The sequence below is a fragment of the Paenibacillus koleovorans NBRC 103111 genome (assembly GCF_004000845.1).
Lineage (GTDB): Bacteria > Bacillota > Bacilli > Paenibacillales > NBRC-103111 > Paenibacillus_AA > Paenibacillus_AA koleovorans.
In genome coordinates this window covers 86,304-112,402 of the sequence record NZ_BIMA01000007.1, presented here as the reverse complement: position 1 = coordinate 112,402, position 26,099 = coordinate 86,304, and the positions used below count along the sequence as shown (strand labels likewise).

15 protein-coding genes are annotated in these 26,099 nt (G+C 56.9%); 1 reads left to right on the top strand and 14 read right to left on the bottom strand.

All coding sequences use genetic code 11. The annotated features are described in order from the left end of the window. From PKO02S_RS04095 to PKO02S_RS04040, 12 genes are all read right to left on the bottom strand, one after another. A partial coding sequence (locus PKO02S_RS04095) for an AAA family ATPase (protein ID WP_164821280.1) occupies positions 1 to 848 on the bottom strand: 848 nt, incomplete at its 3' end. Next, the gene (locus tag PKO02S_RS04090; protein WP_127579815.1) at positions 845 to 2,053 is read right to left on the bottom strand and encodes an exonuclease SbcCD subunit D; all 1,209 of its coding nucleotides are present in this window, start codon (positions 2,051 to 2,053) and stop codon (positions 845 to 847) included. The genes PKO02S_RS04095 and PKO02S_RS04090, both read right to left, overlap by 4 nt. A 15-nt stretch (positions 2,054 to 2,068) precedes the next feature. Beyond that, on the bottom strand, positions 2,069 to 6,046 hold the full coding sequence (gene addA, locus PKO02S_RS04085; protein WP_127579814.1) for a helicase-exonuclease AddAB subunit AddA: 3,978 nt from the start codon (positions 6,044 to 6,046) through the stop codon (positions 2,069 to 2,071). Further along, positions 6,043 to 9,600, bottom strand: a complete 3,558-nt coding sequence (gene addB / locus PKO02S_RS04080) for a helicase-exonuclease AddAB subunit AddB (protein WP_127579813.1) — start codon at positions 9,598 to 9,600, stop codon at positions 6,043 to 6,045. Before addB ends, addA begins: the two co-directional genes overlap by 4 nt. Before the next feature lie 44 nt (positions 9,601 to 9,644). Further along, positions 9,645 to 10,112, bottom strand: a complete 468-nt coding sequence (locus PKO02S_RS04075; RefSeq protein WP_127579812.1) for a VanZ family protein — start codon at positions 10,110 to 10,112, stop codon at positions 9,645 to 9,647. A gap of 142 nt (positions 10,113 to 10,254) precedes the next feature. Beyond that, positions 10,255 to 13,602: an InlB B-repeat-containing protein gene (locus PKO02S_RS04070; RefSeq protein WP_164821279.1), complete on the bottom strand. Its 3,348-nt coding sequence runs from the start codon at positions 13,600 to 13,602 to the stop codon at positions 10,255 to 10,257. Then, positions 13,595 to 16,045, bottom strand: coding sequence for a DUF6242 domain-containing protein (locus PKO02S_RS04065; protein ID WP_164821278.1), 2,451 nt, complete (start codon positions 16,043 to 16,045; stop codon positions 13,595 to 13,597). Before PKO02S_RS04065 ends, PKO02S_RS04070 begins: the two co-directional genes overlap by 8 nt. Before the next feature lie 148 nt (positions 16,046 to 16,193). Then, on the bottom strand, positions 16,194 to 17,534 hold the full coding sequence (locus tag PKO02S_RS04060; RefSeq protein WP_127579809.1) for an ATP-binding protein: 1,341 nt from the start codon (positions 17,532 to 17,534) through the stop codon (positions 16,194 to 16,196). Beyond that, complete coding sequence (locus tag PKO02S_RS04055) at positions 17,531 to 18,169, bottom strand: response regulator transcription factor (RefSeq protein ID WP_127579808.1); 639 nt, start codon at positions 18,167 to 18,169, stop codon at positions 17,531 to 17,533. The genes PKO02S_RS04060 and PKO02S_RS04055 overlap by 4 nt, the downstream gene beginning before the upstream one ends. A 162-nt stretch (positions 18,170 to 18,331) precedes the next feature. Further along, positions 18,332 to 19,378: a LacI family DNA-binding transcriptional regulator gene (locus PKO02S_RS04050; protein WP_127579807.1), complete on the bottom strand. Its 1,047-nt coding sequence runs from the start codon at positions 19,376 to 19,378 to the stop codon at positions 18,332 to 18,334. A gap of 12 nt (positions 19,379 to 19,390) precedes the next feature. Then, positions 19,391 to 20,131 carry a 6-phosphogluconolactonase gene (locus tag PKO02S_RS04045; protein WP_127579806.1) on the bottom strand — a complete coding sequence of 247 codons (741 nt, stop codon included), beginning with the start codon at positions 20,129 to 20,131 and terminating at the stop codon, positions 19,391 to 19,393. Beyond that, positions 20,128 to 21,357, bottom strand: coding sequence for a Gfo/Idh/MocA family protein (locus PKO02S_RS04040; RefSeq protein ID WP_127579805.1), 1,230 nt, complete (start codon positions 21,355 to 21,357; stop codon positions 20,128 to 20,130). Before PKO02S_RS04040 ends, PKO02S_RS04045 begins: the two co-directional genes overlap by 4 nt. 220 nt (positions 21,358 to 21,577) lie before the next feature. Here PKO02S_RS04040 and PKO02S_RS04035 point away from each other — a divergent pair, with 220 nt between their 5' ends. After that, positions 21,578 to 22,084 carry a DnaJ family domain-containing protein gene (locus PKO02S_RS04035; protein ID WP_246066821.1) on the top strand — a complete coding sequence of 169 codons (507 nt, stop codon included), beginning with the start codon at positions 21,578 to 21,580 and terminating at the stop codon, positions 22,082 to 22,084. An 80-nt stretch (positions 22,085 to 22,164) separates the two neighbouring features. On the opposite strand, the gene PKO02S_RS04030 is transcribed toward PKO02S_RS04035, so the two are convergent. Together PKO02S_RS04030 and PKO02S_RS04025 are read right to left on the bottom strand one after the other, a co-directional pair. Next, positions 22,165 to 24,177, bottom strand: coding sequence for an ABC transporter ATP-binding protein (locus tag PKO02S_RS04030; RefSeq protein WP_127579804.1), 2,013 nt, complete (start codon positions 24,175 to 24,177; stop codon positions 22,165 to 22,167). Positions 24,178 to 24,182: 5 nt separating this feature from the next. Further along, on the bottom strand, positions 24,183 to 25,940 hold the full coding sequence (locus PKO02S_RS04025; RefSeq protein ID WP_127579803.1) for an ABC transporter ATP-binding protein: 1,758 nt from the start codon (positions 25,938 to 25,940) through the stop codon (positions 24,183 to 24,185). Positions 25,941 to 26,099: the final 159 nt, after the last annotated feature.

Sequence of the window (26,099 nt, the reverse complement as noted above, 5' to 3'; positions counted from 1 at the left end):
TCGCGCGCGGCCAACTGCGCCTGCTCGGCGGCGACGCGGTCGCGCTCGCGCTGCACGTCGCGGCGACGCTTCAGCTCCGTCGCGCGCGCCTCGTGCGCCTGCAGCTGCTCGCGCTGCGCCCGCGCCGTCAGCTGCGCCGCGTGCTGCCGGGCCGTCGCCGCCTGCAGCGCCTCCGCCGACGCGTCGCCTAGGCCGGTTTGCTCCGCCGTCACCTGCTTGAGCGCCACGTCGGCTTCCTTGTAACGCGTCGACAGCTTGGCGTTCAGCTGGCTGCCGTACGCCTCCAGAGAGAACAGCCGCTGCAGCATTTGGCGGCGGTCGCTGTCCCCCAGCGACAGGAACTCCGCGAACTTGCCCTGCGGCAGCACGACCGCACGCGTGAAGTCATGCATCGACAGCCCCAGCGTCTCCTGTACGGCACGCGTCACATCCTTGCTCTTATCGGCGAGCACGACGGATTCCACCGCCGTCAAACCTGCCACCGCCGCCTCGTCGCCAGCCCCTAGCTGAACAAACCGGCTAAGCGTCTGCAACAGCGAGTTCTCGCCGCTGCGTTTGTATTGCCGGTCCACTCGGTATCTCTCTCGTCCCTTGGAACTCGCGAGCTCGAATGTGAAGGAGACGGATAACGTCATCTCCGCATGATTCAGTATCCCTTGCGTGCCGTTGCTCGCCCTCTCGACCACGCCGTACAGTGCCAGCGTCATCGCGTCCAGAATCGTCGATTTGCCGCTGCCGGTCGGCCCGAAAATGCCGAACACGCCGGCGTCGCACAGGCGGGTGAAATCGATATCCTGCTTATCCCGGTAGCTCTGCAAGCCGGCAATCGTCAATCGGATCGGCCTCATCCCGCCTTCCCCCTCTCCTCGTCCGCCGGTTCCCCGCCCTCAAGCAGCAGCTCCATGAACAGCTGCACAAGCTCCGGCTCGGCTTGGGCCCCCCCGGTCTGGCGGGTGTAGAAACGGCGAAACAGCTCGTCCACAGGCAGCCCTTCCCTCTCGGCAGCCGCTCCGGTCGGTTCATCCTCCCCTGCCGAAACCCGATACACGGGACGAATCGTCACGATGCCGGCATGCCGCTTCCGCAATTGGCCGATCTGTTCCATCCCCATCGATTCCGTCAGATGGATGTCCAGCTCGATCCAGGCGTTCGCATCCCGCCCTTCGTCGATCCAGCGATGAACTTCCTCGAGCCCCGCCTTAGCCTGCCAACGGACAAGCGGTCGTCCGGCAGAAAGAAACAGCTCCTGCTGACCTACAGGCGCTTCCGCTCCCGGGGCAAGCTCAAGCACAGTGACCGATTTGGCTTGGCCGGCCTCAGAAAAACTGTAGGCGAGCGGCGAGCCGCAATAGCGAATCCGACCCGGTCCTTTCACTTCCTGCGGCCGATGCAGATGGCCAAGCGCCGTATACTGCGCCCCGCAAGCAAAAACGCTCGGGTCTACCGTATAAGCGCCGCCGACTTGGATCGGCCGTTCGGAATCCGACTCGTAGCCGCCGAGCACATACAGATGGCTCATCGCTAAATTGATTGTATCGGCGCGGAACCCGCGGCTTAAATGCTTCATAAGTCCCGCCACCCGCTCTGAATAAGCGCCGCGCAGCGTCTCTTCGTCGAAAGCCTCCGTCAACAGCTCGCGCAGCCTCGACTCGGACGGGTACGGAAGCGCCGCGATAACGGCTCGCTCCCCCGTACGAGCCACATCGACCGTCACAGGATCCGAGGAAGGCAGCCCGATCAAAGTAATGCCCTGCCGCTCCGCCAGCGGCCCCGACGCGGCCAACCGCTCGGGATTGTCATGGTTGCCGGCAATCGTCACGATAGGAAGCCGTCCACCGTCCGCAATCCGCGCGATACCGTCGTAGAACAGCAGCTCCGCCGCGGAAGGCGGGTTCACCGAGTCGTACACATCCCCCGCCAGCAGCACCAGATCGATTCGCTCGTCCTTGACGAGCTGCGCCAGCTCATCCAGTAACCGCGCTTGCTCCTCCAGCCGGCTGCGGCCTTCCAGCAGCTTGCCCAGATGCCAATCCGCCGTGTGCAGCACACGCATGCGGCGCTCCTCCCCTCATAGCCTGATCGTATGCGCCCCGTCGAAAAAGTAAAGCAGCTGCTCCTTCACGGGACGCTTCCATATTTGCTCGATCGCTCTTGCATATAGATTCAATTGGAACCGATACCGCTCTACCAGTCCGTTCAGCCGTCCGTCGTTTGTCTGATCCGTTTTGTAGTCCACAAGCACGAGCTCGCCGTTTTCCTCGAACAAGCAGTCGATGACCCCTTGAATAAGGATCGTCTCCTCCCTCGCCGACGGTTCAGCATTCGGATACACATCGCCGGCTTTCAACCCGTAGCTGAACGGCACCTCACGGACGACCCGGGCGGATGCCAGCATTCTTCTCCCTAACGGAGATTCGTAGAACGAATGAATCACGTTCGCGTCCGCTTCCGCCCTTTGCTCCGCGGTAAGAAGCTGCTTTGCGACCATTTGATCCATCGTAGCTTCAACCCTCTGTAAAGACACCCCCGCGTCAAGCTCGACATGCTGCATGACCGCGTGATAAACCGTTCCGCGTTCGGCCGCATTCATCCGCCGCTGCTCGACAAATTTGGGACGTCTGTACGGGATCGGCGGAGCAGACGGTACTACCCGCCTTTCCTCGCCTTCACTCTTCATCGGATCCGCTGCTTGCAGCCACAGTACCTGCTCTTCTTCCTCCAGTTGCTTACGGTTGTCCGTAAGCCGCTTTAATTCCGTCACCGACGTCTTCGAGAACAGCTTGGACAGCTCCGCATGCGGATTGCGCCAATTAAGCGCTTCTTTTACCCGCTCCGCAAATGCGGAATGTACAGCAGGCGCCGGCTCCAGCTGCGACACTGCCTCCATCCGATCATCCGCGAATCTACCCTCGACGGCCGCAGCCGCTTGCAGCAAACCGTCCATACGAAAGACGCCGAACGACCACTTGGAAGGCTCGAGCTCCATGCTGAACGTACCTGCTCCGCTGTCCGGCTCCGGCACCGGTTCTCCCATCCCCGCCCATTCCCGCAGCGGCGTCGCTTGCGGATGGCGAACCAGAGCAGGCCCTATCCAATCGAGAAAACATCTGCCCTTCGCCAGCTCATAGTCCGGCAGCACCCATTCGCGATGGCTGAGCATGCCGCTCCATTTGAGCAGCTGCTTCTCCACATTCGCGAGCGTACCGAGCAAATACAGTTTCTCCTTCGGACGCGTCAACGCTACATAGAGCACCCGCATTTCCTCGGCCAGCATCTCCATCCGCATCCGTTTGCGAATCGCCAGCATCGGCAGGGTCGGATAGCTGACTCTTAGACTCGTATCGACGAATTTCGGGCCGAGCCCTAGCTGCTTGTGCATCAAGAAAGAACCGTTCAAATCCATCAGATTGAACTTTTTGCCTAGACCTGCTACGAATACGACGGGAAACTCGAGTCCCTTGCTCTTATGGATCGACATAATGCGGACTACGTCCTCCTGCTCCCCAAGCGCACGTGCCGTGCCCAAATCTCCGCCATTCTCCTGCATGCGCTCGATAAATCGCAGAAACCGGTACAACCCGCGGAAAGAAGTCGACTCATACTGTCTGGCCCGATCATAGAGCGCGCGCAAATTCGCCTGCCGCTGCAGTCCGCCGGCCAACCCGCCTACATAGTCGAAATAGCCGGTTTCTCGGTAAACCGTCCAAATAAGGTCGGCTAGCGAGCCTTCCCGTGCGGACGCCCTCCAACGCTCCGTCTGGCGCATGAACCGGCTCAGCTTGGCGGCAAAAGCCGGTTTTCCCTGCCCGGCTTCTTCCATCCCGCTTTCGATCCCCGGTTCGTCCTTATCGCCCTCGCTCGACAACTCTTCCGCGCAAGCGGCTACCGCCTCGTAATAAGGTCCGTGCTTGCGGAACAATCTGGCTTGCGCCAGCTCGTCGGCCGTCAGCGCGAAAATCGGCGAACGAAGCACCGCCGCCAGCGGGATGTCCTGATACGGGTTGTCGATCACTTGGAGTAAGGAGAGAATCGTCTCTACCTCCGTCGCGGCGAAATACCCGCTGTTCAGCTGGGCATAGACGGGCACGCCGGCCTGCTGCAGCTCCTCCAGCATGGTGGAGGACCAGCCGGAAGGTGAGCGAAGCAAGATAACTACGTCGCGGTATTGCATCGCCCGGAAGCCTCCCGCACCGCGGTCGTAAACTTGGAACGGCGGCTCGCCGGTTTCCCCTCGCAGTCGGCGAATTGTAGCCGCAATGAGCCTCGCTTCGAGCTGGGCCGTCTCGGCCTGCTCCTCTTGCTCGGCATCTCCGGCTTTATCCGCTTGCCCCCCGGCACCCGGATCCTCGCCTTCTTCTTCCCCTTCACCGGCCTCGTAAGCTCCCGGCTCCGGCGCCGCCTTGTCGATCAGCAGCAGCTCCACCGAGCAGTCGTTCGGACTGTCCGGGTAAGCGGCTCCGCATACGAGCCTGGCTGCTTCGTCATACTCCATCTCCGCCACCGCGACGCTCATAAGCTGCTTGAACAAGAAGTTCACGCCGTCGACGACCTCGCGGCGGCTGCGAAAGTTGCGCGCCAAGTCGATCCGCTGCCCTTCCTCTCCGCCGCCATGCCGGTAAGCCTCATACTTGTTCAAGAACAGCCCCGGCTCTGCCAGCCGGAACCTGTAGATGCTCTGCTTGACGTCGCCGACCATAAACCGATTGCCTGGGCCTCGCGCCGCCATCAGCTCCACGATCGCTTCCTGCACCATATTCGTATCCTGGTATTCGTCCAGCAGCACCTCGGCGAATTGCTGCCTGTATTCGTCAGCCGCATCCGACGGCAGCGTATGGGCCGGAGTCGAGTCGGAATGGCGCAATATGCGCAAGCAATAATGCTCGAGATCGGAGAAATCGACCAGCCCCTTCTCCGCCTTCATCGCCCGGAACCGTTCGGCGAACTCGTTCACGATGTCGGCCAGCTTGGCCATGATCGGCGCCATGGCGGTCAACTCGCTGCGGTATTGGTCCGCCGTTCGCTGGAACAGCTCCTCCTGCAGCGCGTACAGCTGCTTCTTCGCTTGCTCCCGCAGCTTCTTGACCTGCTCCTGCACCTGCTTGTCCACATCGCCGCTGCGGCTTGCGTTCAGCTTGCCGAACGCTGCGGTCTGGAACAGTGCGAACAACGAATCCCAAGCTTCAACGCCCGCGGAAGCCGTCTCCAGCAGTTCGGCGACAACGACCCGATCCGCTCTCAGATTCGCTATGTATGCGGTCGGCCCTCCCGGGCTCTCCGCCAGTTGCTCGGCTTCGCTCAGCAGCCCCTCGACGCCCCGCAGCTCCAGTCTCGCATCCTGCAGCAGGCTACTGAGCCAGCCGCCGAAGCCGCCCGCGCTGCTCCCCGCTTCCCCCTGCTCAGCTGTCGCGAAGGTGTCGACGACACCGCTCAGCCAGTTCTCCGGCCATGGATGGCTGCGCGAGAAATCGTACAGCTGCTGAATGAAACCCGACAGCGCCTCATCGCCCCGCTCCCCGCCGAACCAGTCGACGAGCTGCCAGAAGGCGTCGTTCTCCTCGCTGTGGCCGTACTCCTCCTCCATCAGCTCCGCCAGCAAATCTTGGCGCATCAGCTCCGTCTCGGTTTCATTGGCGATTCGGAACGAAGGGTCCAGCTGTACTCGCGCAAAATACCGATGCACGATTTCCAGGCAGAACGAATGCAGCGTAGTAATCGAAGCGCGATGGATGAGCGATATTTGCTTCTTCAGATGGGTCGAATGCGGATTGCGCTGCAGCTCCTTCTCGAGCGCTTCTCGGATGCGCTGCCGCATCTCGCCCGCGGCGGCGTTCGTGAACGTCGCCACAAGCAGCCGGTCGACGTCGATCGGCTCCTGTTCGTCCGTCACGCGGCGAATGATCCGCTCGACGAGCACTGCGGTTTTGCCGGAGCCGGCGGCGGCGGCGACGAGAACGTTGCCGCCCCGAGTCCGGATCGCCTCCCACTGCTCATCGGTCCAACTGCTTCCCGCCGGTTTGGCGTCGAGGCTATTCGCTGTTGTCGTCATGTCGTCGCCTCCTTCGCTTCGATCGCCTGCCAAACGTCGGACTTGCCGATGACCTTCAATCGGTTGTAAGTATCGCTTCCTGCGGCCGGCTCGAAGCGGCAGACCGGCTTGTACGGGCAAAACGTGCAAGCCAGCTTGGGCCCGAGCCTGTACGGCTTGATGTCGACGCGGCCGTCCGTAATTTGGTTGCCGATTTGCTGCAGCACGCTGCGCACATAGCTCCTCAGGCTGTTCCATTGCCCTATGCTCGCCACCGCCGACGTTTTGTAGAAGCTCCCATCCGTCTTGAGCCCGGCCGGGATAAGCGTCGATTGGCCGCTCTCGCTGGCCAGTCTCCGGTCCATCAGCTGCACGGCGTCCAACTCCTCGAGCAGCAGCCCGCGCATCTTGAACCGTTTGAGCAGCTCGGCCTCCGCCTGTTCGATTGTCAGCCTGTTTTTCTTCTGCAGCATCGGATTGTGCACGTGAAAATACAGCACGCCCGCCGGCTTCGCCTCGCGGCCCAGCCACCGTTCGGCGTGGGTAATGACAACGTCCAGGTAGGTAAGCATCTGCAAGGACAACCCGTAATACACATCGCTCATCTTGAGCTCGGTCGGGCTGGACTTGTAATCGATGACGCGCAGCAGCATTCCCTGCTCGCCCTCAGCACGGTCCACGCGGTCGATCCTCCCGATCATCTCCATGACCGAACCGTTATCGAGACGAAACTCGAGCGGCGGCAACGGCTGCCCGGGGCCAAAGCCGAGCTCCAGCCCTACCGGCTCGAACGCTCCATGCTTCGCATGCTCGCCCAGCACGGCTGCGGCGCGCCCTACGATCATCTTCAGCTTGCGCGCCACGTACCGGTGACGGTTGGAGCTGAGCAAGATTTCGGCTTGCAATCGCGGCGCAAGCTCGTCCACGGCGTGCGCGGCCAGCGAGAACAGCTGCTCATGCGACAAGGCCCCCCACGGCGTATCCTCGCTCGCCAGCAGCTGGGCGACCCGGCTGAGCGCGGCATGGAACAATTGCCCGATATCCGGCGATTCGAGCTTGTATACCCTCCGCTCCGACAGCTTGAGGCCGTGGGAGGCGAATTGGGAAAACGGGCAGGCGACGAACCGCTCCAGCCGCGAGACGCTAGCCCGCAGCCTCTCGCCATAAAGCGCCCGGCTCACCGGCGAAGAGAGCGAAGGCTCCCGGTTCGTAGCGAACAACGAATGCAGCGCCTGCCTCAATCTTGGCTGCCAATCCGGCTGTCCGGCGAACCAGTTGTAGACTTCCCACCATATTTCCGGGATCGCTCGCCCTTTGATCCACTCCCGCAGCTGAACGGCGAGCATCGACAACGCCTTGCCCGGATGAGCGATGAAGCCTGACGTCTCCTCCTCGCCTGCGCCCGTAGCGGGCTCCGAGAGCAGCATTTGCTCCAGGGCGTTCGGGAACAAACGGCGAACCCGCTTTACAATCTCTGACGGGAGCAGCGCTCCCCCCTCTTCGTCGGCTAGCGGGTAGCTGATCCATAAATGATGGCTTGGCGTCGTAAGTGCCGTATAGATGAGAAATTGCTCGTCCAGCAGCTTCCGGCGATTGCCTTCGGCCATCTCCATGCCGCCCTCGATGAGCAGCTCGCGCTCGTTCTCCGACAGCAGGCCGTCCTCCTTCAGCTTCGCCGGCAAGACACCGTCGTTCGCGCCGAGCACGTAGGCTCGCTTGATGCGGCTTGATCGCGTCCGGTCCATGCTGCCGATCAGCACTTGGTCAAGCGCCGGCGGCACGAGCGCCAGCTTGAGCTGGTCGAGGCCGGTTTCGATCAGTTCGGCGAACATCGGCAGCGTCAGCTTCTCCGTACCGAGCATCTCGACGATCTGGTCGAGCAAATCGATCGCGCTGCCCCATACTTGGCTATGCTCACGTGCCGCTTCCGGCCTCCCCGCTTCCAGGTGGCCCTCCGCCAACCGCTCCAGCTTCGCCGGTACTTGCAGCTGTTCCAGGAATATGTATAAAGCTTGCGCCATCTCCTCGACTGATTTCGCCGCTTTCATCGCCTGCTCCAGTGCCGACAGCGGCGACACGACCAGCTGGCGGCAATGGTGCAGCAGCTCGGTCAAGCGCTGATCCACGACCGGCTCGACGCCGCCGTCCTCCAGCTGCATGCGCAGGCGGGCAGGCTCCCAGCGGCGAGGCTCCCTCCACCGGGAGCCGCCCTGAATCCCCATCGCCAGCACGATATTTTCCAGCTGGCACATGCCGTCGCGCAGCTCGCGAGGCGAGCACCGTGAGTCCTCCGGCGCGGACCCCGCTCGCATGAGCGGCAGCAGCAGCTCGGTCTTGACGCAGCGGAAGACCGCGTCGTGACGCCAATTGCCGCTCACGACCTCCAGGGCAGCGCGGATGAGCTCCGACAGCGGATGATGCAGCAGCGATCGCTTCTGGTCGAAGAAAAACGGGATGCCGCTATCCTCAAGCGTCACCGCCAGCAAATCGCGGTAGTGCTCCATGTTCCGAACGAGCACCGCCATATCGCGCCACCGGTATCCATTCTCCCTGACTTGGCGGATCATCTCGCGGGCCAGTCCTTCCACCTCCGCTCGCCGGTTCACCGCACTTTGCACGGAGATGTCGATATAGCGGCCGGCAGGTTCCGCGAACGGTGTGGCGGTTCGATCGCCGAAGTTCGTTTCCAGATACGCCAGCATCGGGCTATGGCGATAACGCACCGCCGGTTCGGGAGCCAACACTTGGACGTCTACCTGTTCCGCTCCTACTTGTTCAGCGATTTGCTTGAGTCGAATAAGCGTGCGTGCCGTCGGGTGGAACGGATCGAGCTCGTCCGGCCTATCTTGCGGTCCATAATCTCGATCTACACATAAGGTGATCGTCACACTTCGGCAATTCTTCATCAGCCGTTCGAGTACTACGAACTCTTGCGGCGTAAATCCGTGGAAGCCATCCACCCACACATCCGCGCGAGCCATCGAGGATGTATAGCCAATCTGCTCGGCGAGCAGCGACAGGTAATCTTCGGAATCCACATAATGGCGGTTCATAAACGCCTGGAATCGGCCATAAATGTGACGGATGTCATGCAGCTTGTCCGCCGTCGTGCCTGCAAGCTCCGGCTGCTCCGTATGCTTCTTTACGTGCCGGTTCAGCTTGTCTTCATCGATCCCATACCGCCGGAACTCGGTGAACAGCTTGTTCAGATGCTCGATAAAGCCCCTCCGGTCGGCGGTTTGGCCAAACAGGCGCAGCTCGTCCTTGTGCTGCTGGAGAAGCCGGTGCAGCAGCATCGCTTTGCCGCTGTCGTCGATATGAATTCGTGCCATGCCTCCGGTCTCCTGCATAACGCGGAACGCCAGACGGTGGAAGCTCAGCACCTGCGCGCGGATCATCCCGTCCAGTCCCGGCGTCCCGACCAGCGTCGCTTCCGCTTGAAACGTCGCCTGCTCCGGCACGAGCAGAATAAGCGGATCTCCCTCAGGCGCCTGAAGCAGACGATCGCGAATCTCGTCCAGGCAGCGACGCGTTTTGCCCGTCCCCGCCCTTCCCAATATGTATCGTATGGCCATAAAGACCTCCTGCCGAAACGTATGTTCTCTTTTTTTCTATTCTATCATAGTTTGCGAGATTGCGCGCTCCAAACAAAGCCGATGATCGCTCCGACCATGTTCAGTATAAGATCATCTACGTCGAAGCTCCCTAGCTTGGTCGCCAACTGAGCTGTCTCCACTAAGAGCAGCAGCGCTAGCGACACGAAGAAAAAAGGAAAAAAGCGGGATGTCGCGCGTATCCAAACCGGGACGAACCAGCCGATCGGGATGAACAGCACGATGTTGCCGAACAAGTTTTTAAACCAAGTCTCAAAGTTGAAGTAGGCATAGTTCGTAATGTAATTGGAAATCGTCTGAAACGGAATCAGGTTGTATCGGTAAGGCGCATCTTCCAGCAAATGCTGATGAGGGCGCACGAATAGAAGCTTGAACATAAACACCGCATAAATCAGGCTGAGCAGCATCCAGAACGCTCGCCATCTGTACCGCCTTGGCGGTCTCGTTGTTCGGACTGCGGACGAACGTTTCATCGGCGCTCCCCTTTCAAACGATTAGTAGAACTAGGTTACCACAAGATAGCGAGGATCGAAAGAGGACTACCAAATACAAAAAACCGATTCCGCAGCAGGACTCGCTGAAGAATCGGCCTATTCAAGTTAATTTAATTTTTCTTTATCGCACATTGATCAAATTGGACTTTTGCAACAGCCGTTGCATCGTCGTCGCTACTTCCGCTCTCGTCATATGGGCTCCCGGCGCGAGAAGGGAATCGTCTCTTCCCGAAATGATACCGGCCTTGACACTGTCTGCGATTCCTGCAAGCGCCCAATCGGACACCCGGTCGAAATCCGCGAACGAGGCAACGATCTCGGCTGCGCTCTGCCCAGTAGTAATACCTTGAAGCTTCGTAATCGTCATCGCACGGGACAAGATCACCGTAGCTTGCTCGCGAGTAATGGTCTCGTTCGGGCGGTAAGTGCCGTCTTCGAATCCGTTGATCAACCTGTACTCCGATGCGGTGTAAATCGCCTTGCCGTACCAGTCGGAAGCGCCCACGTCCGAGAATTTGCTAGGACCGCTTTCCAGTCGCAATCCTAATCCTCGTACGATGATCGCCGCAAACTCTGCACGAGTTATGGCTTGATCCGGACTGAATTTGCCGTCGCCCGTGCCGTCAACAACTAACCGCGAGCCCATTTCGTTCACCGCATCCTTCGCCCAGTGCGCCGACACATCGCCGAACTGCAGCGGATGCCATACGACCGAGTAGGTGCTGTTGGTCAAACTATTGATCTTCGCATAGTATTTGCCGTCTATTTGTACCACTTGAGTCGGCACATGGCGAACGGTGCCATCCGGCTCCATAACTACGCCTGTCGTAATCCGGCTAGGGTCGACTCCGTCCGGAATGGCAATCGTCCGTTCAACATAGGCATTGAACTTCGATATCACTTCGGTTCGGTCGCCATATACCGCTGTTACCGTGAAGTTCAACGGCGGGACTACGATCGCCAGCCCGTTCGCTTCAGCCGCTTGCTTAACGGAGCTTACGGTCTCGGTAGAAGGTGCGGCAATTTCAATGCGAATCTTGACATCCTTCAGCTCCAGGCTCACGCCGAAACGTTCGGAGACAGCATCGATATCGATCAGCTGTGCAGGCAGCGTATAACTTGCCTGCTCCGTGCGAATCTCGACAACCGCGTGCTTCGCCTCCATGCTCTTCACCATGCGGCCGTTCAGCTCGCCGATGACGACATCGCTGCTTGTGGTGACTGGAATCGTGATCGTGGCGCGATCACCTGCCGCTTCAAGACGCTGCTGCAGCTTCTCTTCATCTACTAGGATCGTCGTAACCTTTTGACCGTTCACTTCTTTCGTTTCTGCCGTCCCCGCACTTTCCGGCTTTCCGTTAACGAGTACATCCACACCTGATTTAACCGGAGGCGATGTAGGCGGCGTGTTGCCGTTATTCTCAGGTTCCGACGGCGGCGTGTTGTCGATCTCCGACCATTTCGCGTATAGCGTGATGTCGGCTGTCACCGTATCGACGGCAAAATTCCACGGAGTGGTGCCTGCCTCCTCTTTGTACCAGCCTACGAACGTATATCCGCTCATAGTCGGAGCCGTCGGTGCATGAAGGAGTGAACCGGTTGCCACACTTCCGACAGCCGTTACCTCACTGCCTCCCTGCGAATCGAAAGTTACCGTATAGGCTTGCACTACCGTCACTTTTCCGTCCGCAAACGACTTGTCCATTTCGGTCATCGACGGATCAGTCACCGAATATTTCTGCACAGAACTGGAATTAGGAATCGTAAGCGGCTTGTCGCCGGCGGCTGCCGTCGATTTGATCAGGAAGTCGATCGTGAACAGCTTGTCGCCGCCGACAAGCGGCGTTTCACCACCGTCGCTGTCCGCCCACGCCGCTCTAAGCCAGCCGTTCGCATTGTCGTAATTCGAGTCGAAATAATCGCCTGCATTGCCAGTGATGCCCGTCACTTCAAGCGCTGCAGCATCAAAATGGATTTCCATTTGGTAAGATCCGACGCTGTAGGTCGTGCTTGTTACGGTAACCGGAACCTGCACCGACGCACCAGGCAATCCGGTCGTGCTGCCCGCCCCGATCGCGACGGTGTGCAGTGCCCATTTCGCGTACAATGTTATGTTGCCGGTCACTTGGTCAGTAGCAAAACTCCACGGGTTGGTGCCCGCTGACTCCTTGTACCACCCGACGAACGAGTGACCGTCCTTCGCAGGAGCCGCTGGAGTTTGGATGAGCGAGCCTGTGGTCAACCCGCTCACGCCCGATACCGCATTGCCGCCTTGCGAATCGAAGGTTACCGCGAATGTTTGCGCTACTGTCACTTTCCCGTCCGTGAACGATTTATCCATTTCGACCATGGACGGATCGGTCACCGAAAAATACTGTAAGTTACCGGGTGTCGGAATCGTCAGCGCTTTGTCGCCGGCGGAAGCCGTCTGTTTGATCAGGAAGCTGATCGTGAACAGCTTGTCTCCCGCGGCAACCGGCGTTTCCCCGCCGTCGCTGTCCGCCCACGCCGCTCTCAGCCACCCGTTCGCATTGTCGAAATTCGAGTCGAAATAATCGCCCGCTTCTCCGGAAATGCCCGTCACTTCAAGCGCTGAGGCATCAAAGTGGATTTCCATCTGATAAGAACCGACACTGTATGTCGTGCTTGTCACGGTGACGGGTACTTGTACAGTAACTCCCGGCAGACCACCTGAGGTTCCCGCCCCGATCGCTACCGTGTGCAACGCCCATTTCGCGTACAAAGTGATGTTGGCTGTCACCAGGTCTGCGGTAAAGCTCCACGGATTGGTGCCTGCCGCCTCCTTATACCAGCCGACGAACGAGTAGCCGTTCTTCGTCGGGGCGACAGGGGCATCGACGGTCGCTCCATAAACCGCTTGGATGACGCTTGTCCCCATGCTGCCGCCTTGAGGATCGAATGTCACCGTTGGCGCACTCGGCGCCGAGACGGTTACGCCTCCCGCCACGATACTGCTAGGGGCAATCGGATCGTCGCCCTCGTACAGGAAGCTTTGCCCCGTCACCGCCGTCACGACCGACAGCCCTGGCGTCGCATCGCTTTTGATTTTGAAGTGAAGCGTAAACACTTTCTCTTTCCCAAGTAGCACATGTGTCAGTAATACAGCCGTTACTTGGATCTTGCCGGCGCTTGGCATGCTGGATTGAAATGTTTCCAGTCCGCTCACACCCAGTTCGTCCGTTACCTCGTTGCCTAGCACCAGCTCCAGCACGGCAGGATCGTATTCGATCGTGATATCGTACTTCCATACCATATCTTCCGGCGTTACGTAGACCGCTACTTGAACCGTGTCTCCCTTAGCCCCCTCCGCAACTCCCACTTCAACGGGGCCGGTTGTCTGGTCCGCCCCCGCTAACGAAGCGAAGGAACTCATCATCATACAAATAATCAACCAGATCGAAACCATTCTGATAAACGCTCGGGAACGGCCGCTGCCCCATTTACCCATTGGCCGGCGCCCCCTTGCCTGCACAAATCGCCAGAATCGCCTGCACATCGAGTTGATCCCATACGTTATCGCCGTTCATATCCAGCGCCTGCTTCTGGTCGTCCGTCAGCGTAACCTTGCCATTGATGTACTTCGTAAGCAGCAGAGCATCCGCATTCGTAATAGCGCCATCTCCATTACCGTCACCCAGGAGGATCCATTTCGCATAAAGATCGACATTCGCCGTACCCATGCTGAAGGTCGCCCCCACAGCGTAGTTCGTGCCGGTTCCTCCAGCTGCCGTATTCCAACCGACAAATCTGTAACCTGTTTTCAGCAGATTGCCTGTGTTTCCAGCCACTGTAACCGACGTTCCTTGCTCATACGAATTGCTGTCCGACGGAGCCGTACCGCCCGAACTGCCGTTTCCGTAGTAGGTTACCGTATTTCCTGAAGTCCATTTCGCATAAAGCGTCACATCCTCCCCGTCAATGCTGAAGGTCGCTCCAGTGGCGTAATTCGTGCCGGTTCCGTCTGCCGACGTATTCCAACCTGCGAATTTGTAGTCGGTTTTCACCAAAATATTTGTATTCCAAAGGGCCGTTACCGAATCCCCATGCAAATACGGCTTGCTGACACTCGGCAAGTCGCCCCCCGTAGCACCATTTTTGTCGTAGGACACTTTAAAGAGAGGGAAAGAATTGGATTGGAGAATAAGACCTTTATCCCCGACCGCTACAAAGCTATTATTCGAGTAGTAAATGCCTTGAAGCGCCGATGTCGGGATGGTTTTGCTCTGCACCCAGGAAGCTCCGTCCAGGGAGTACCATATGGAACGATTGGCAATTACCGCTGCAAAAATACCGTTGCCGTAGCCGATATCCGTTACTTCGGAATTCACGCCCATCGAGTGGCTCGACCATACCGTCCCGTCGCTGGAGGTGACAATCCCTCCCTGCCTTCCCCCCGCTACGTAAATTTGGTTGCCATACACAACGCTATACAGGTCTAGCGTAGTGCCTGAATCCGGCTTACTCCAAGTTATACCGTCCGATGATGTAACAATCGTGCCGCCTGTTCCGACAGCCACAAATTTATTATTGCCGTAGTGGACCTCCATGAAATAACTGGTGGTGCCGGACGTTTGGGTCGTCCATGTCAGTCCATCCGGGGAAGTAATGATGGTTCCGCTTTGACCGACAGCAACAAACCGGCCGCTCCCGAAGGCAATATCGCTCAGATTCGAGGTGGTGACGGAAACGGATTGAGCGCTCCAGCTCACACCGTCCGTAGATGTCGTTATATAGCCGCCCCCGCCTACACCCACAAATCGGTTGGCGCCATATTGGATACGTTTAATTTGCATCGATATATTAACCAAATCTCGATTTAACCAAAACGTTCCGTCGTCGGAAGTCAGAATGTTGCTCGCATTTCCGGTTGCCACAAATTTGTTGTTGCCGTAAGTGATCCCGTGAAGAGCTCCTTCACTATTCACTGCAGAGCTTCGGGTGGTCCATGCGATCCCGTCGCCTGAAGTGATTATTTTGCCGGCTGCCCCTACGGCGACATAAGTATCATTGCCATAGCTGCTGCTCAGTAAAAGGTTCGTAGTGCTTGCATCCCGAGCTACCCATGTCGCTCCATCGGAGGAAGTATACAAGGTATTCGTGTTGCCCAGAAGGGAATACGCTCGCGCAATGAAGAGGCCGTTAGCAAAGCTTACACCTCCGTTGAACGATTTATCAGTCGGTATCGTCCGAGCGGTCCAGGTCACTCCGTCTGGAGAAGTCGAAATTTTGCCGCCAGATACTATGGCAAAAACTCCGTTGCCGTAGCTGACACCATTTATCAAAGAGAGGATCGTAGTCGAACGCGTTGACCACGTAATCCCATCTCCGGAGCTTAGAACGGTGCCCGAATCCCCTACCGCAACAAAGACGTTATTGCCGAAGCTGACGGCATTCAGAGTATTCGTTGTACCGGACGTTTGCGGCGTCCAGGTGACGCCTCCGTTATCTGAGGTTATTATGATGCCGGTGTATCCGACCGCAACGAATACACCTCCGCCATAACTGACTTTATTGAGAATGGCGGTTGTTCCCGAGCTTTGGGTTGTCCAGTTGATCCCATCGCCCGATGTAATGATCCTGCCGTCCGCCCCTACCGCTACATAAGTGCTGCCACCATAGGTAACATCGTTCAGATGGCTCGTCGTACCGGATGTTTGCAACGTCCAGTCTATCCCGTCTTCGGATGTCATAACAGTACCGTTCGCGCCTACCGCTGTAAAAGTGCCATCGACGAACACTACGCCGGTTAAAGTATTGCCCGTCGGCAATGGCGCCCGCTTCGTCCATACGTCTGCGGTAGCGTCAGCCCACGCCTGCAACGGCCATGCTCCGGACCATGCCAACAGCAGCATAATCGCACTTAGTACAGCCCGTTTCATCTTGCTGCGCATTTCCATTCCTCCTCGTTTCGATAGAATAGTACAAAAGCTTACACGGAACCATTATAGAAGACGATATCTATAGTCCGTAACTCCCAATTTATTTAGGACTAACGAAATAGAACCGCTCCGAATGAGCGGTTCTGAATCGAATCTAGATTTATTTTCTCAGATGAACGAAAAAGCTCGTCCCCCTATCTTGAGCGCTTTCCACATAGAGTGTCCCATTATGCTTTGCAATTACATTTTTACAGTAAAACAGCCCGAGTCCGTAATGACGGTTCGTCTTTTTGGTTGAATAGAACGGATCGAATATCGCGGAGAGCGATTGTTTCGGAATCCCTTGGCCGGTATCGTGGATTTCCAGAATGACATCTTTGGAAGTTTCATGCAGGCTGACAGTGATGATTCCGTTCTGCTCGACGGCATCGACCGCATTCGTTACAAGGTTATGGACCACCTCTTTGACATGCACCGGATCGCAATAAACAGGCGACACTTTCCTGAAGTCTCTCCGAAACGTCACGCCTTTGCCAATCGTATTCTCCACACCGCTGAGCGCCAGCTCCACAATGGACTGAAAATCGGAGCGTTGAAGCTCGACGCGGACCGCCTGCACTTTATCGTGAATTTTGTCGATCATCGACTGGACATGTCCTACTGAGGCTGAGGCCGTGTCTATCAAGTGCTGCATATCGTCGAGCCCTGCCTGGTCGATAGGGCCTGTACGGGACTGATCGCTGCAAACGGTTTTCAATTGATGAAGCAACAGATCGAGCTTGGCGACTTCGTTTTTGACGGTATGGTTGAGCAAAGTTGTACTGTTTTTCATCGTATGCCACGAAACGTCGGCCTTGTATTGCTCGATTTTCAGCTTGACGCCCAGCACTCCCCTACTGATTCCCATAACAAGGAAAATAATCAAAAAGCAAAGAGAAACCACGTAACTGTACCGCCATAAATCAATCCCCGCCATGTAGCCTATATAACTGATCACTATCCAGAGCATCACAGGGATCATCAATACATTCGTGAACAGGCGCTCTCTCTTCTTAAACGGGTGCTTCTCTCTGAAGCAAGCTATGAGCAGTGAAACAGAACCGGCGATCCACATGACCGCGACATAGATCACCATGGGGAGCGCGTTGTAGTCTTCATAATTGATTTGCCGGATCGTTGACAGAGGCGTGAACAACCAGACAAGGAAAATGGCCGCCGCCCCGAGCATTCCAAGTTTTTTTCGTGTGGCGATATCGAACAAATCCGAATGAACGATACCGAACATGCCGAATGTATAAGCCAAAGAACAATCCGCCATAAAATTCAAACTGTTAATCAACAAGGCGGGCGCTTGGCTGAGTTGAATATCTATATAGGAGCATACCACGCTGAGACACACTGCAAACAAAAAGGCGCTCCCCCACAGCATGGATGCACGGTCTTTGTTTTTGATCAGGATGACGCTCGCGAGGATGGATACGATGAGGAAGGAAATGATCATTCGTGAAACTCCCGGTTTTTCAGCCCTCTGCTCTTGATGATGCGCACAACTTCCTTTATGGATTTCGCCTGGAATTTGCGAATGATGGCCGTAATTTGATTTTTGAGCGTGCTCTCCGATTTCCCGAGCTTTTCGGCCATGGTGATGCGACCGTACCCTTCCTCGTTGAGCGAAATGATTTCTTTCTCCGCAGCCGTCAGCCTGTTGATCTGCTCGGTTTCCTTCAGCCTAATAAATTCTTTTACTAGAATCGATTGAGGGGAATTGGCTTGCATCACTTCGCGAACAACCGCCGGGATTTTCCTGAAGTCGCTTTTCCTCACATAATGAACGGCCCCGGCCGTAAAGGTATCCAGGATGACTCTTTCTTCGTCGATGGAAGTCAGCGCAATGACCTTCGTATCGGCCCTCATCAAGCTAAGCTCCAGCGTCGCCTCGATCCCGTCCAATTGATTCGGAGCGAGATGAATATCCATTAGAACGACATCGACCGGGTGGTCGGTGCAATAAGCTATAGCCTCATCCTTCGACTGGACGGCTTGTACAACACGCATCCCCGGCTCCATGTTAAGAAACCGAGTCAGCTGCGTTCTCCATACGGGATCATCTTCTACGAGCAGAATTGTGGTTGACACTCCACATCCCCCTTCGACCCTTTTCAACGAAATGCGGCTCGTACCTCGATTATACCTGAGTTTCGAGGACGTGGCACCAATTTCTTCCTCCCTTCAGCGTCGATGGCTCCAAAATAAAAACACGCGTCGGATCCAATCCGAAACGTGTTTATTGTCGTTGCGTTATCCGCTTGAACGTTTGCCAACCGACTCTCGGACTACTAGCTTCGGCTGCAGCATCACTTGGAGCGAGTCTACGGTAACGTCGGACAGCTTGTCCAGCAGCATCGAGCAAGCCATTTTGCCCATCTCGTAATCCGGCTGCTTGATCGTAGTCAGTGGCGGAGTGACCATCTGGCTGAACTCGATGTTGTCGAAGCCCATAACCGAGATGGCATCCGGCACTTTCACTTGATGCTCGGCCAGCTCATGGAGCACACCGAAGGCGGTCAAATCGTTGCAGGCGAAAATCGCGGTCGGATGCTCCTGCAGCTCCAGCAGCTTGCGGGTAAGCCGCTTGCCGTTCTCGAATTCGAACGTTCCGGTATAGATCGGGGATTCCGATTCCGATACTTGGTAGCAGCCGTCCTCCAGACTAAGTCCGTGCGCGCGAAGCGCTTCCTGGAAGCCCTGCAGGATCAGCCTGCGGCTCGGGCGGTCGAGCGGTGCGGTCACATATCCGATTCGGCGATGGCCTTGCTCGATGAGGTGGCTCGCCGCCATATAGCCGCCCCTACTGTAATCGAACTCGATCTGCAGCACATCGGGCACATCGAGCTGCTGTTCAATGACAACGAGCTGAAGCCCCAGCTTCATCAGGCGGCTGATCAGCTTGCTGTTGCCGGAGATGGAGGACAAGATGACGCCCTTTACCTGCTTCTCGAACAGCGTCTGCAAGTAGTCCTCCTCCAGCTTCCCGTCCTGAAGCGAGTTGCAGAGGAGCACGTGGTATCCTCGCCTGCGGGCGATTTCCTCCACGCCTAGCATGACCGACGCGTAAAACGGGTTGCTGATGGTGGGAATAATGACGCCGATCGTCATGTTTCGGTCCGTCTTAAGCTGCTTGCCGATCATGTTCGGGATGTAATGATGCTCCTCGGCCAGCTGCTGGATTCGTTCCCTCAGCTTCTCGCTGACCGGATAACTGCTATTGCTGAGGACGCGGGAAACAGTTGCGCTCGAGACGCCGGCTATTCGGGCGATGTCGTGGATCGTTACGCGTTTGTTCATCGGCACATCGGCTTAGCCCTGGTTGACAGGCAGCAACGATGCGGAATTTTGGTCGAGGTACAAATGCCAGTCACCATGCGTTTTCAGAATCGTGGCGGGCACGGTATTCGTAATGCCTTCGGCCAGCGTGCTGCGGATCGCCTGCGCTTTGACGGCGTGAGGGACGACGGAAATGATCGTTTTGCTCGCCATGATTTGATGCACGGTCATCGTGATCGCGTGCGTGGGTACAACCTCCAGCGATTCGAACCAGCCTTCGCCGAGCTGCTGCTGACGGCAGGCGGCATCCAGCTCCACGACCTTGTACGCTTCTTTGGTTTCAAAATCGGCAGGCGGGTCATTGAACGCGATGTGGGCGTTTTCGCCGATGCCGATCAGGGCCAGGTCGATCGGGGCTTTGCGGATTTCCTCGGACAGCTCGACCAGATGGGCGGAGACATCTCCCTCTCCGTCCACAAAATGAGCCTTCTTCACAGATGCAAACGAAAGGAAACGCTCCTTCAAATATTTGCGAAAGCTGGCTTTGTGCGTCTCCGGCATGTCGATGTACTCGTCCAGGTGGAACATCTCCACCTTGCTCCAGTCGATGGACTTGCGGCTAATCGCTTCGAAGAACGGGAATTGCGAGGCCCCTGTCGACAAAATAATGCGGGCATAGCCCTGCTTCGCGATCGTATCGTTCAAAAGGCTGGACGCTTGCTCGGCAGCCGCTTCACCTAACAGCTGAGCGGTTTCCAATACATGTTTGTTCATATTTTGTTTCCTCCTAATAGTTCTTGAATCGTTACTACTCTGCCTTCCGCTATTGAGACATTGGCTGCCGCACCGATCAAGAGCGACATCGCTCCTGCCGTGCTCCCGGCATGCTGCCCTAACGGATCGGGAATGCCGCCCCGGAAAATCATGTCCAGCAGCCTCTCGTCCCCGCCGCCGTGACCGCCGCCCGAAACAGGGATGTCATAGCTGACCGTTTCGCCGTTCGGCTTAATAATCCGAATGCGTTCCGAGTGTACGCCTTTGGATAGCGGTCCGCTGTGCATCGCCGCGACCTCCATCCGGCCTTCGGTGCCGGTCAGCGTCATTTTCCAGCCTTCCTCCGGGCTATACGCCACCAACGAATAGCTAAGCTGGGCTCCGTTCTGATACCTCACTTGCACGCTCATCGTGTCGTAAATATCGATCTCGTCGCGGAATACGCATTTGTCGCGGATGTAGCCGTCCTCGCCCTCAGCTTGCAAATAATAACGGTTATGAAGGTCATTCCGCTCCAGATCGAAATAAAGCTCGCAAGCTTGCTTGTGCGCACAGGTGAGACACCGGCTTCCCCTCGCTTCTCGGTTCGGCCCGTAGAAGGCAAGCCGGCCGAAAGCATGCACAAGCTCCGGTGTGGCGTCCATCCACCAATTTACGATGTCGAAGTGATGCGTCGACTTATGCACGAGCAGGCCGCCGCTATGCTCCAGCTGCGAATGCCAGCGCCTGAAATAGTCGGCCCCATGGGAGCGGTCCAGAAACCAATCGACGGAGGCATGCTGGACTTGGCCGATCACGCCTTGCCGAAGCAGCTCTTTGACACGCGCCATGTAAGGCACGAACCGGAGATTGAACGTAACGGTCAGCTTCCTGCCGGATCGCCGCTCTGCAGCCAGAATAGCCCGGCATTTGTCTCCGTCGGTCGTCATCGGCTTCTCCGTTACGACATCGCAGCCCGTATCCAGCCCGGCAATGATGTACTCGTGATGCGTAGCATCCGTACTGGCGACGACAACCGTATCCGGGCGCGCCGTCTCCATCATCGTCCGAAAATCCTGGAATACCGGCACGTTCCCGCATTCCTCGCTCAGCGTTCGAGCGCGAATCTGATTCACATCGTACAGTCCGACAAACTCGACGGCATCCTTCAACTCGGCAGCGAACGGCTTAGCGAACATGTATCTTGCTCGGCTGCCCGCGCCAACAAGCACTACTTTTTTCCGCATCGAATCACCTTCCATTCCATAGAGAACCAATAGAAAATGTATAGTAATCGATTACTATGATTTCTACAGTAAGTTTAGCACACTTTCTCCGCCTTCGTCACGCAAAATGTACAGGAGTCGTGTTCCCCCTTGAATTGTCTTTCTTTTCTCACAATTATTGCCGTTTTCGCGAACTGGAATTGCTTATACTAGCAGTATTAGGAGAGGAGGGCTTGCAGCGATGGAGAAAAAATGGTACCGCAAACGAAAGGACAACGACGGGAAAGTGATTGTCGTGAAAGCCGATATCTCTCCAGTCGGAAATGGACAACCGAATCTCCACACCTCGGTTTCCGAAGATACGGCGGAGACGATTGCGCGAGAACGTCGCCTCATTCATTGGATGGATGAAGCGTACGCGGAATTCGAGCGAGGCGGGGGCATGGAGGGGCTGAAGGGAAAAGGAAAGCCTATCCTCGTGCCCGACAGCGATCCGATGAACTCGATTTTGAAAAACGCCAATATCCTCCCTCCATGGCTGGAGCTCCAGCATCAAATCCGCGATCGGACCCGGAAGCTGGTCGAGTTGCTTGACCGGACAGCCCGAGTCGGCTCTGAGGAAGAAGAGGAGCTTGGCGCGATCAATGCGATGATCAATCGCTACAATCGAATGGTGCCCACGCCTGTTTTGCAGAAAGGCCGCCTGCACCTCGACTCGATCAAGGAACAACTGCAGCTTTGGATATGAGAAAAATGGGTCAATCGGACAGATAGATGCCGCTTGGACGGGATGAATAAGGCCGGCAAGGTCGCCCTTGCCGGCCTATTTTATGCTTTTATAGCTGCCTGCGTCGACGGGGCGGAGCCTTCTCCCTTCTGAAGCCGGTACATCTTGTGATAGCGGCCTTCGGCAGTCATCAGCTCGTCATGCGTGCCGCTCTCGACGATCTCGCCGCGGTGCAGGACGAGGATGCGGTCCGCATCCCGGATCGTGGACAGCCGATGCGCGATGACGAACGTCGTGCGCCCCTCCCGCAGCACATGCAGCGCTCGCTGGATCGTATGCTCGGTTTCGCTGTCGATGCTCGCCGTCGCCTCGTCCAGGATGAGAATGGCCGGGTTGAACGCCAACGCTCTCGCAAATGAGATCAGTTGCCGCTGTCCGGCGGACAACGTATTCCCGCGTTCGACGACCGGCTCATGGAGCCCTTGCGGGAGCTTCTCCACGAACGACTCGGCGCCGACATCGCGCAGTGCCTGCCGGATCGCGTCCTCCGAGATGTTGTCGTCGTACAGCCCCACGTTGAACCGGATATCGCCGGTGAACAAGAAAGGATCCTGCAGCACGATCCCCATATGGCTCCGGAGCTCTTGTTTGGAAATGTTGGCGATATTTTGCCCGTCTATCGTGATGTTGCCCCGGGTCGGCTCATAAAAGCCAAGCAGCAGGTTCATAATGGAGCTTTTGCCGGAGCCGGTGTGACCGACGATGGCGATCGTTTCCCCTTGTTTGGCCTCGAAGCTCACATTGTTCAACACATAATCTTCGCCGGTATAGGCGAAGCTCACACGCTCGAACCGGACATTTCCCTGAGGCCGAGGGACCGTCGGATGGTCCTCGATCTCGACGCCAGGCTGGTCGAGCAATGCGAACACCCGCTCCGCGGATACGAAAGCACGCTGAGCATTCGTCAACTGATCGAAAATCCCGATGATCGGCTGGAAGACGCGGCCCAAGTAATCGATGAACGCATAGAACACCCCGAACGAAATAGCCGTCTGCAGCGACTGACCTCCGAAATACCAGATGACCATCGCAGTCGTAATACTGCCGACGAAACCCACGATATTTCTCGCCGAGAACGAGTACAGCCGGAATTGCTTGCGCTGATTCCTATAGCGGTCTTTGTTCAGCGCTTCGAATTCATCGCTTCGGCTCTTCTCTCGCCGGAACGCTTGGATGATCGGCATCACATTGATCGTCTCGTTCAACATGGCGTTCATATCGCTTAACCGAGCGCGCATAATCGTGACATAGCCTTTGGCGTACTTGAGATGCAGCTTCATGACGAAGTAGAAAAACGGGATAAACGCGAGCAGCAGCAGAGACAGCTTCCAATCCAATATCGCCACGGCCACATAGATGCCGAGCAAATTGACGCCGCTGACGACAAAGGTGGCCATGAAGCTCATGTACAGATCGCGAATCGCTTCTGTATCGTTGGCGATTCTCGAGACGACTTGGCCGATCGGCGTATTGTCGAAATATCGGACCGGGATGCGATGAATATGCTTCATGATGTCCATCCGCATCTTCTGAACAATGCGCAAGGCAGCGGTCTGCAGCACATAAGACTGGGTGAACGTCAACACCCCGGATACGGCAAGCAGTCCCACATAGAGCGCGACGAGCCACATGATCGGTACGAAGTCATGTCTATAAAAGTCGAGCACATTGTCGGAGTCGAGCGTTATATTGGAGCCGTTCGACGGATCGGTCAACACAAAGAAATCGTCCCGCTGGCGGATTTGCACCTTTTGCCAGCCGGCTTCAGCCTGCTCTCCGGACAGCCAATCCTCGCGGATATAGGCACTCCCCTGAAACTCGACGAACTTCGTATCGGTCGGAACTTCGCCTGGAGCAGTCTTGTACCAGGTTTCCTCGATCGCGAGAATATGTTTGTCGATGATCTCTTTGGCGATATACGGACCGGCTAGCTGAGCAGCTACAGCAAGCACCAGGATCAACAAAGCCGCTATGATTCGACCCTTGTACTGCAGCGCGTAGCTCGTCAACCGACGGGCAATCGGCACTTGACTCTCGGGTTCCTTCCATTCCATCGCACTCACTCCTTCTCCAGCTCGCTCATGAGCGATGATTCCATCTGCTGCCGCTCGACTTGTTCCTTATACCAGCCGCCTTGCGACATCAGTTGCTCATGCGTTCCCCGCTCCGCGATGCGGCCGTCCTCAAACACGAGTATCAAATCCGCATGGCTCACGGCAGACAAACGATGGGTGGCGATAAGGGTTGTCTTGCCCGCGCGTTCTCGACGGATGTTCTCCAGAATGCGCGCTTCCGTCCTTGCATCGACTGCGGAGAGCGCATCATCCAGAATTAGAATTTCAGGATCGGCCAGCACTGCCCTGGCAATGGACACGCGCTGCTTCTGCCCGCCGGACAGCATGACGCCGTACTCGCCGATGACTGTGTCGAGCCCTTCCTTCATCAGCGCGATATCCTCGCGCAGCGAAGCGAGCGTCACAGCCTCATCCAGCCGCTCCGGCGGCGCTCCCTCCATCCCCAGCATAATGTTCTCGCGAATGCTCTTGGATAACAGGAGATGCTCTTGAGGGACATACCCGATCCAGCTCTTCAACTTGTCCAGGTTGATTCTCTCGATCGGCACGCCGGTCAGGAGCAGTTTGTTTTGTTCGATCGGGTACTGGCGGAGAAGCTGCTTGAGCAGCGTGCTCTTCCCGCTGCCGGTCCGGCCGACAATACCGAGCGTTTGTCCACGATTCAGCCGGAACGCAACATCGCTCAGACTGTCCGAAGCGGCGTTCGGATACCGGAACGTCAGTCCTTCGAATTCAATCGAGATTGGCAAGTCCACGGCAAGCGGCTTCTCGGACTCGCTCACGTCCGCCTTCTGGGCGAATGATTGATACATACGGTCGGCGGATGCGCTGCCGCGCTGCAATATATTGATGAATTCACCGAAGGATATCATCGGCCAGATGAGCATCCCCAAATAAATATTAAACGAGACCAGCTGGCCTAGCGTCAGCTCGGTGTGAAATACCAAGTAAGAGCCGTACCCGATCCCGATGGCGTAGCTCACACCGACGATCGTCGAAATAACCGGCTGGAACAACGAGTTGACGACGGCCACCTTGCGGTTCATCTCCATGACATTGCCGGTAACCTGGTCGAAGGCATGCAAATCCCGGCTCTCCTGTACATAGGAGCGCAGGACGCGCAAGCCTGAGATCGACTCTACCGCATGATCGTTCATTCGCCCGAACGAGGCTTGCGCTTCCATGAAGCGCATCCGCATCCGTTTGCCGAGCACGTTGATGGCGATCGCCAGGAAGGGCAGAGGAATCAGAGCCGCCAGCATAAGCTTGTAATCGATGAAGACGACCATCGTCACCAGCACGATCGAAGTCCCGACAAGCGTACTCACCAGCGTGAGCACGCCGAAGCCGGCCGTCTGGCTGATCGCGACGACGTCGTTCGTCGCCAGCGCCATCAGGTCGCCCGTGCGGTTGCGGTGGAAGAACGACGGGGTCATCCGCAGCAAGTGGCGGAACAGCTTCGACCGCAAGTCCGACTCCAGCACCGCTGAGTTGCCGAACAGCGTATTGACCCACACCAAATTCAACAAATAGACGAACACGCTTAAACCGACCAGGAACAGAACGGTGCGTCCGAGCTCCTCCGCTGTCAGCGTGCTCGTGCGGATCGAGTCGATGACCGAGCCTATGATGCGGGGAGGAATGACGGCCATCAGATTGACCAGGATGAGCACGCCGATCGCCAGCGCATAGTGCGCTGCTCTTTCTCTGAAAAACCATGATAATTTGGATACGAAATTCATAAACTTCAACCCTCCGAACGATCAGAACATACGTTCCTTTGTCTGGACTATTTTCCCATTATACCTCATTGTCTGTCAAGGGACGAAGGGAAATTCAACTATTACGCAAATTTTCCTCTCTTCTCTTGATTCAAGCCCTCGTTACCGCTATGATGGGGA

Excerpts from the sequence above, each read along its gene's own strand:
- PKO02S_RS04090 (WP_127579815.1), bottom strand. The coding sequence starts at position 2,053 with ATGCGTGTGCTGCACACGGCGGATTGGCATCTGGGCAAGCTGCTGGAA.
- addA (WP_127579814.1), bottom strand. The coding sequence starts at position 6,046 with ATGACGACAACAGCGAATAGCCTCGACGCCAAACCGGCGGGAAGCAGT.
- PKO02S_RS04045 (WP_127579806.1), bottom strand. The coding sequence starts at position 20,131 with ATGAACAAACATGTATTGGAAACCGCTCAGCTGTTAGGTGAAGCGGCT.
- PKO02S_RS04075 (WP_127579812.1), bottom strand. The coding sequence starts at position 10,112 with ATGAAACGTTCGTCCGCAGTCCGAACAACGAGACCGCCAAGGCGGTAC.
- PKO02S_RS04040 (WP_127579805.1), bottom strand. The coding sequence starts at position 21,357 with ATGCGGAAAAAAGTAGTGCTTGTTGGCGCGGGCAGCCGAGCAAGATAC.
- PKO02S_RS04050 (WP_127579807.1), bottom strand. The coding sequence starts at position 19,378 with ATGAACAAACGCGTAACGATCCACGACATCGCCCGAATAGCCGGCGTC.
- addB (WP_127579813.1), bottom strand. The coding sequence starts at position 9,600 with ATGGCCATACGATACATATTGGGAAGGGCGGGGACGGGCAAAACGCGT.
- PKO02S_RS04025 (WP_127579803.1), bottom strand. The coding sequence starts at position 25,940 with ATGAATTTCGTATCCAAATTATCATGGTTTTTCAGAGAAAGAGCAGCG.
- PKO02S_RS04065 (WP_164821278.1), bottom strand. The coding sequence starts at position 16,045 with ATGCGCAGCAAGATGAAACGGGCTGTACTAAGTGCGATTATGCTGCTG.
- PKO02S_RS04070 (WP_164821279.1), bottom strand. The coding sequence starts at position 13,602 with ATGGGTAAATGGGGCAGCGGCCGTTCCCGAGCGTTTATCAGAATGGTT.
- PKO02S_RS04030 (WP_127579804.1), bottom strand. The coding sequence starts at position 24,177 with ATGGAATGGAAGGAACCCGAGAGTCAAGTGCCGATTGCCCGTCGGTTG.
- PKO02S_RS04060 (WP_127579809.1), bottom strand. The coding sequence starts at position 17,534 with ATGATCATTTCCTTCCTCATCGTATCCATCCTCGCGAGCGTCATCCTG.
- PKO02S_RS04035 (WP_246066821.1), top strand. The coding sequence starts at position 21,578 with ATGGAGAAAAAATGGTACCGCAAACGAAAGGACAACGACGGGAAAGTG.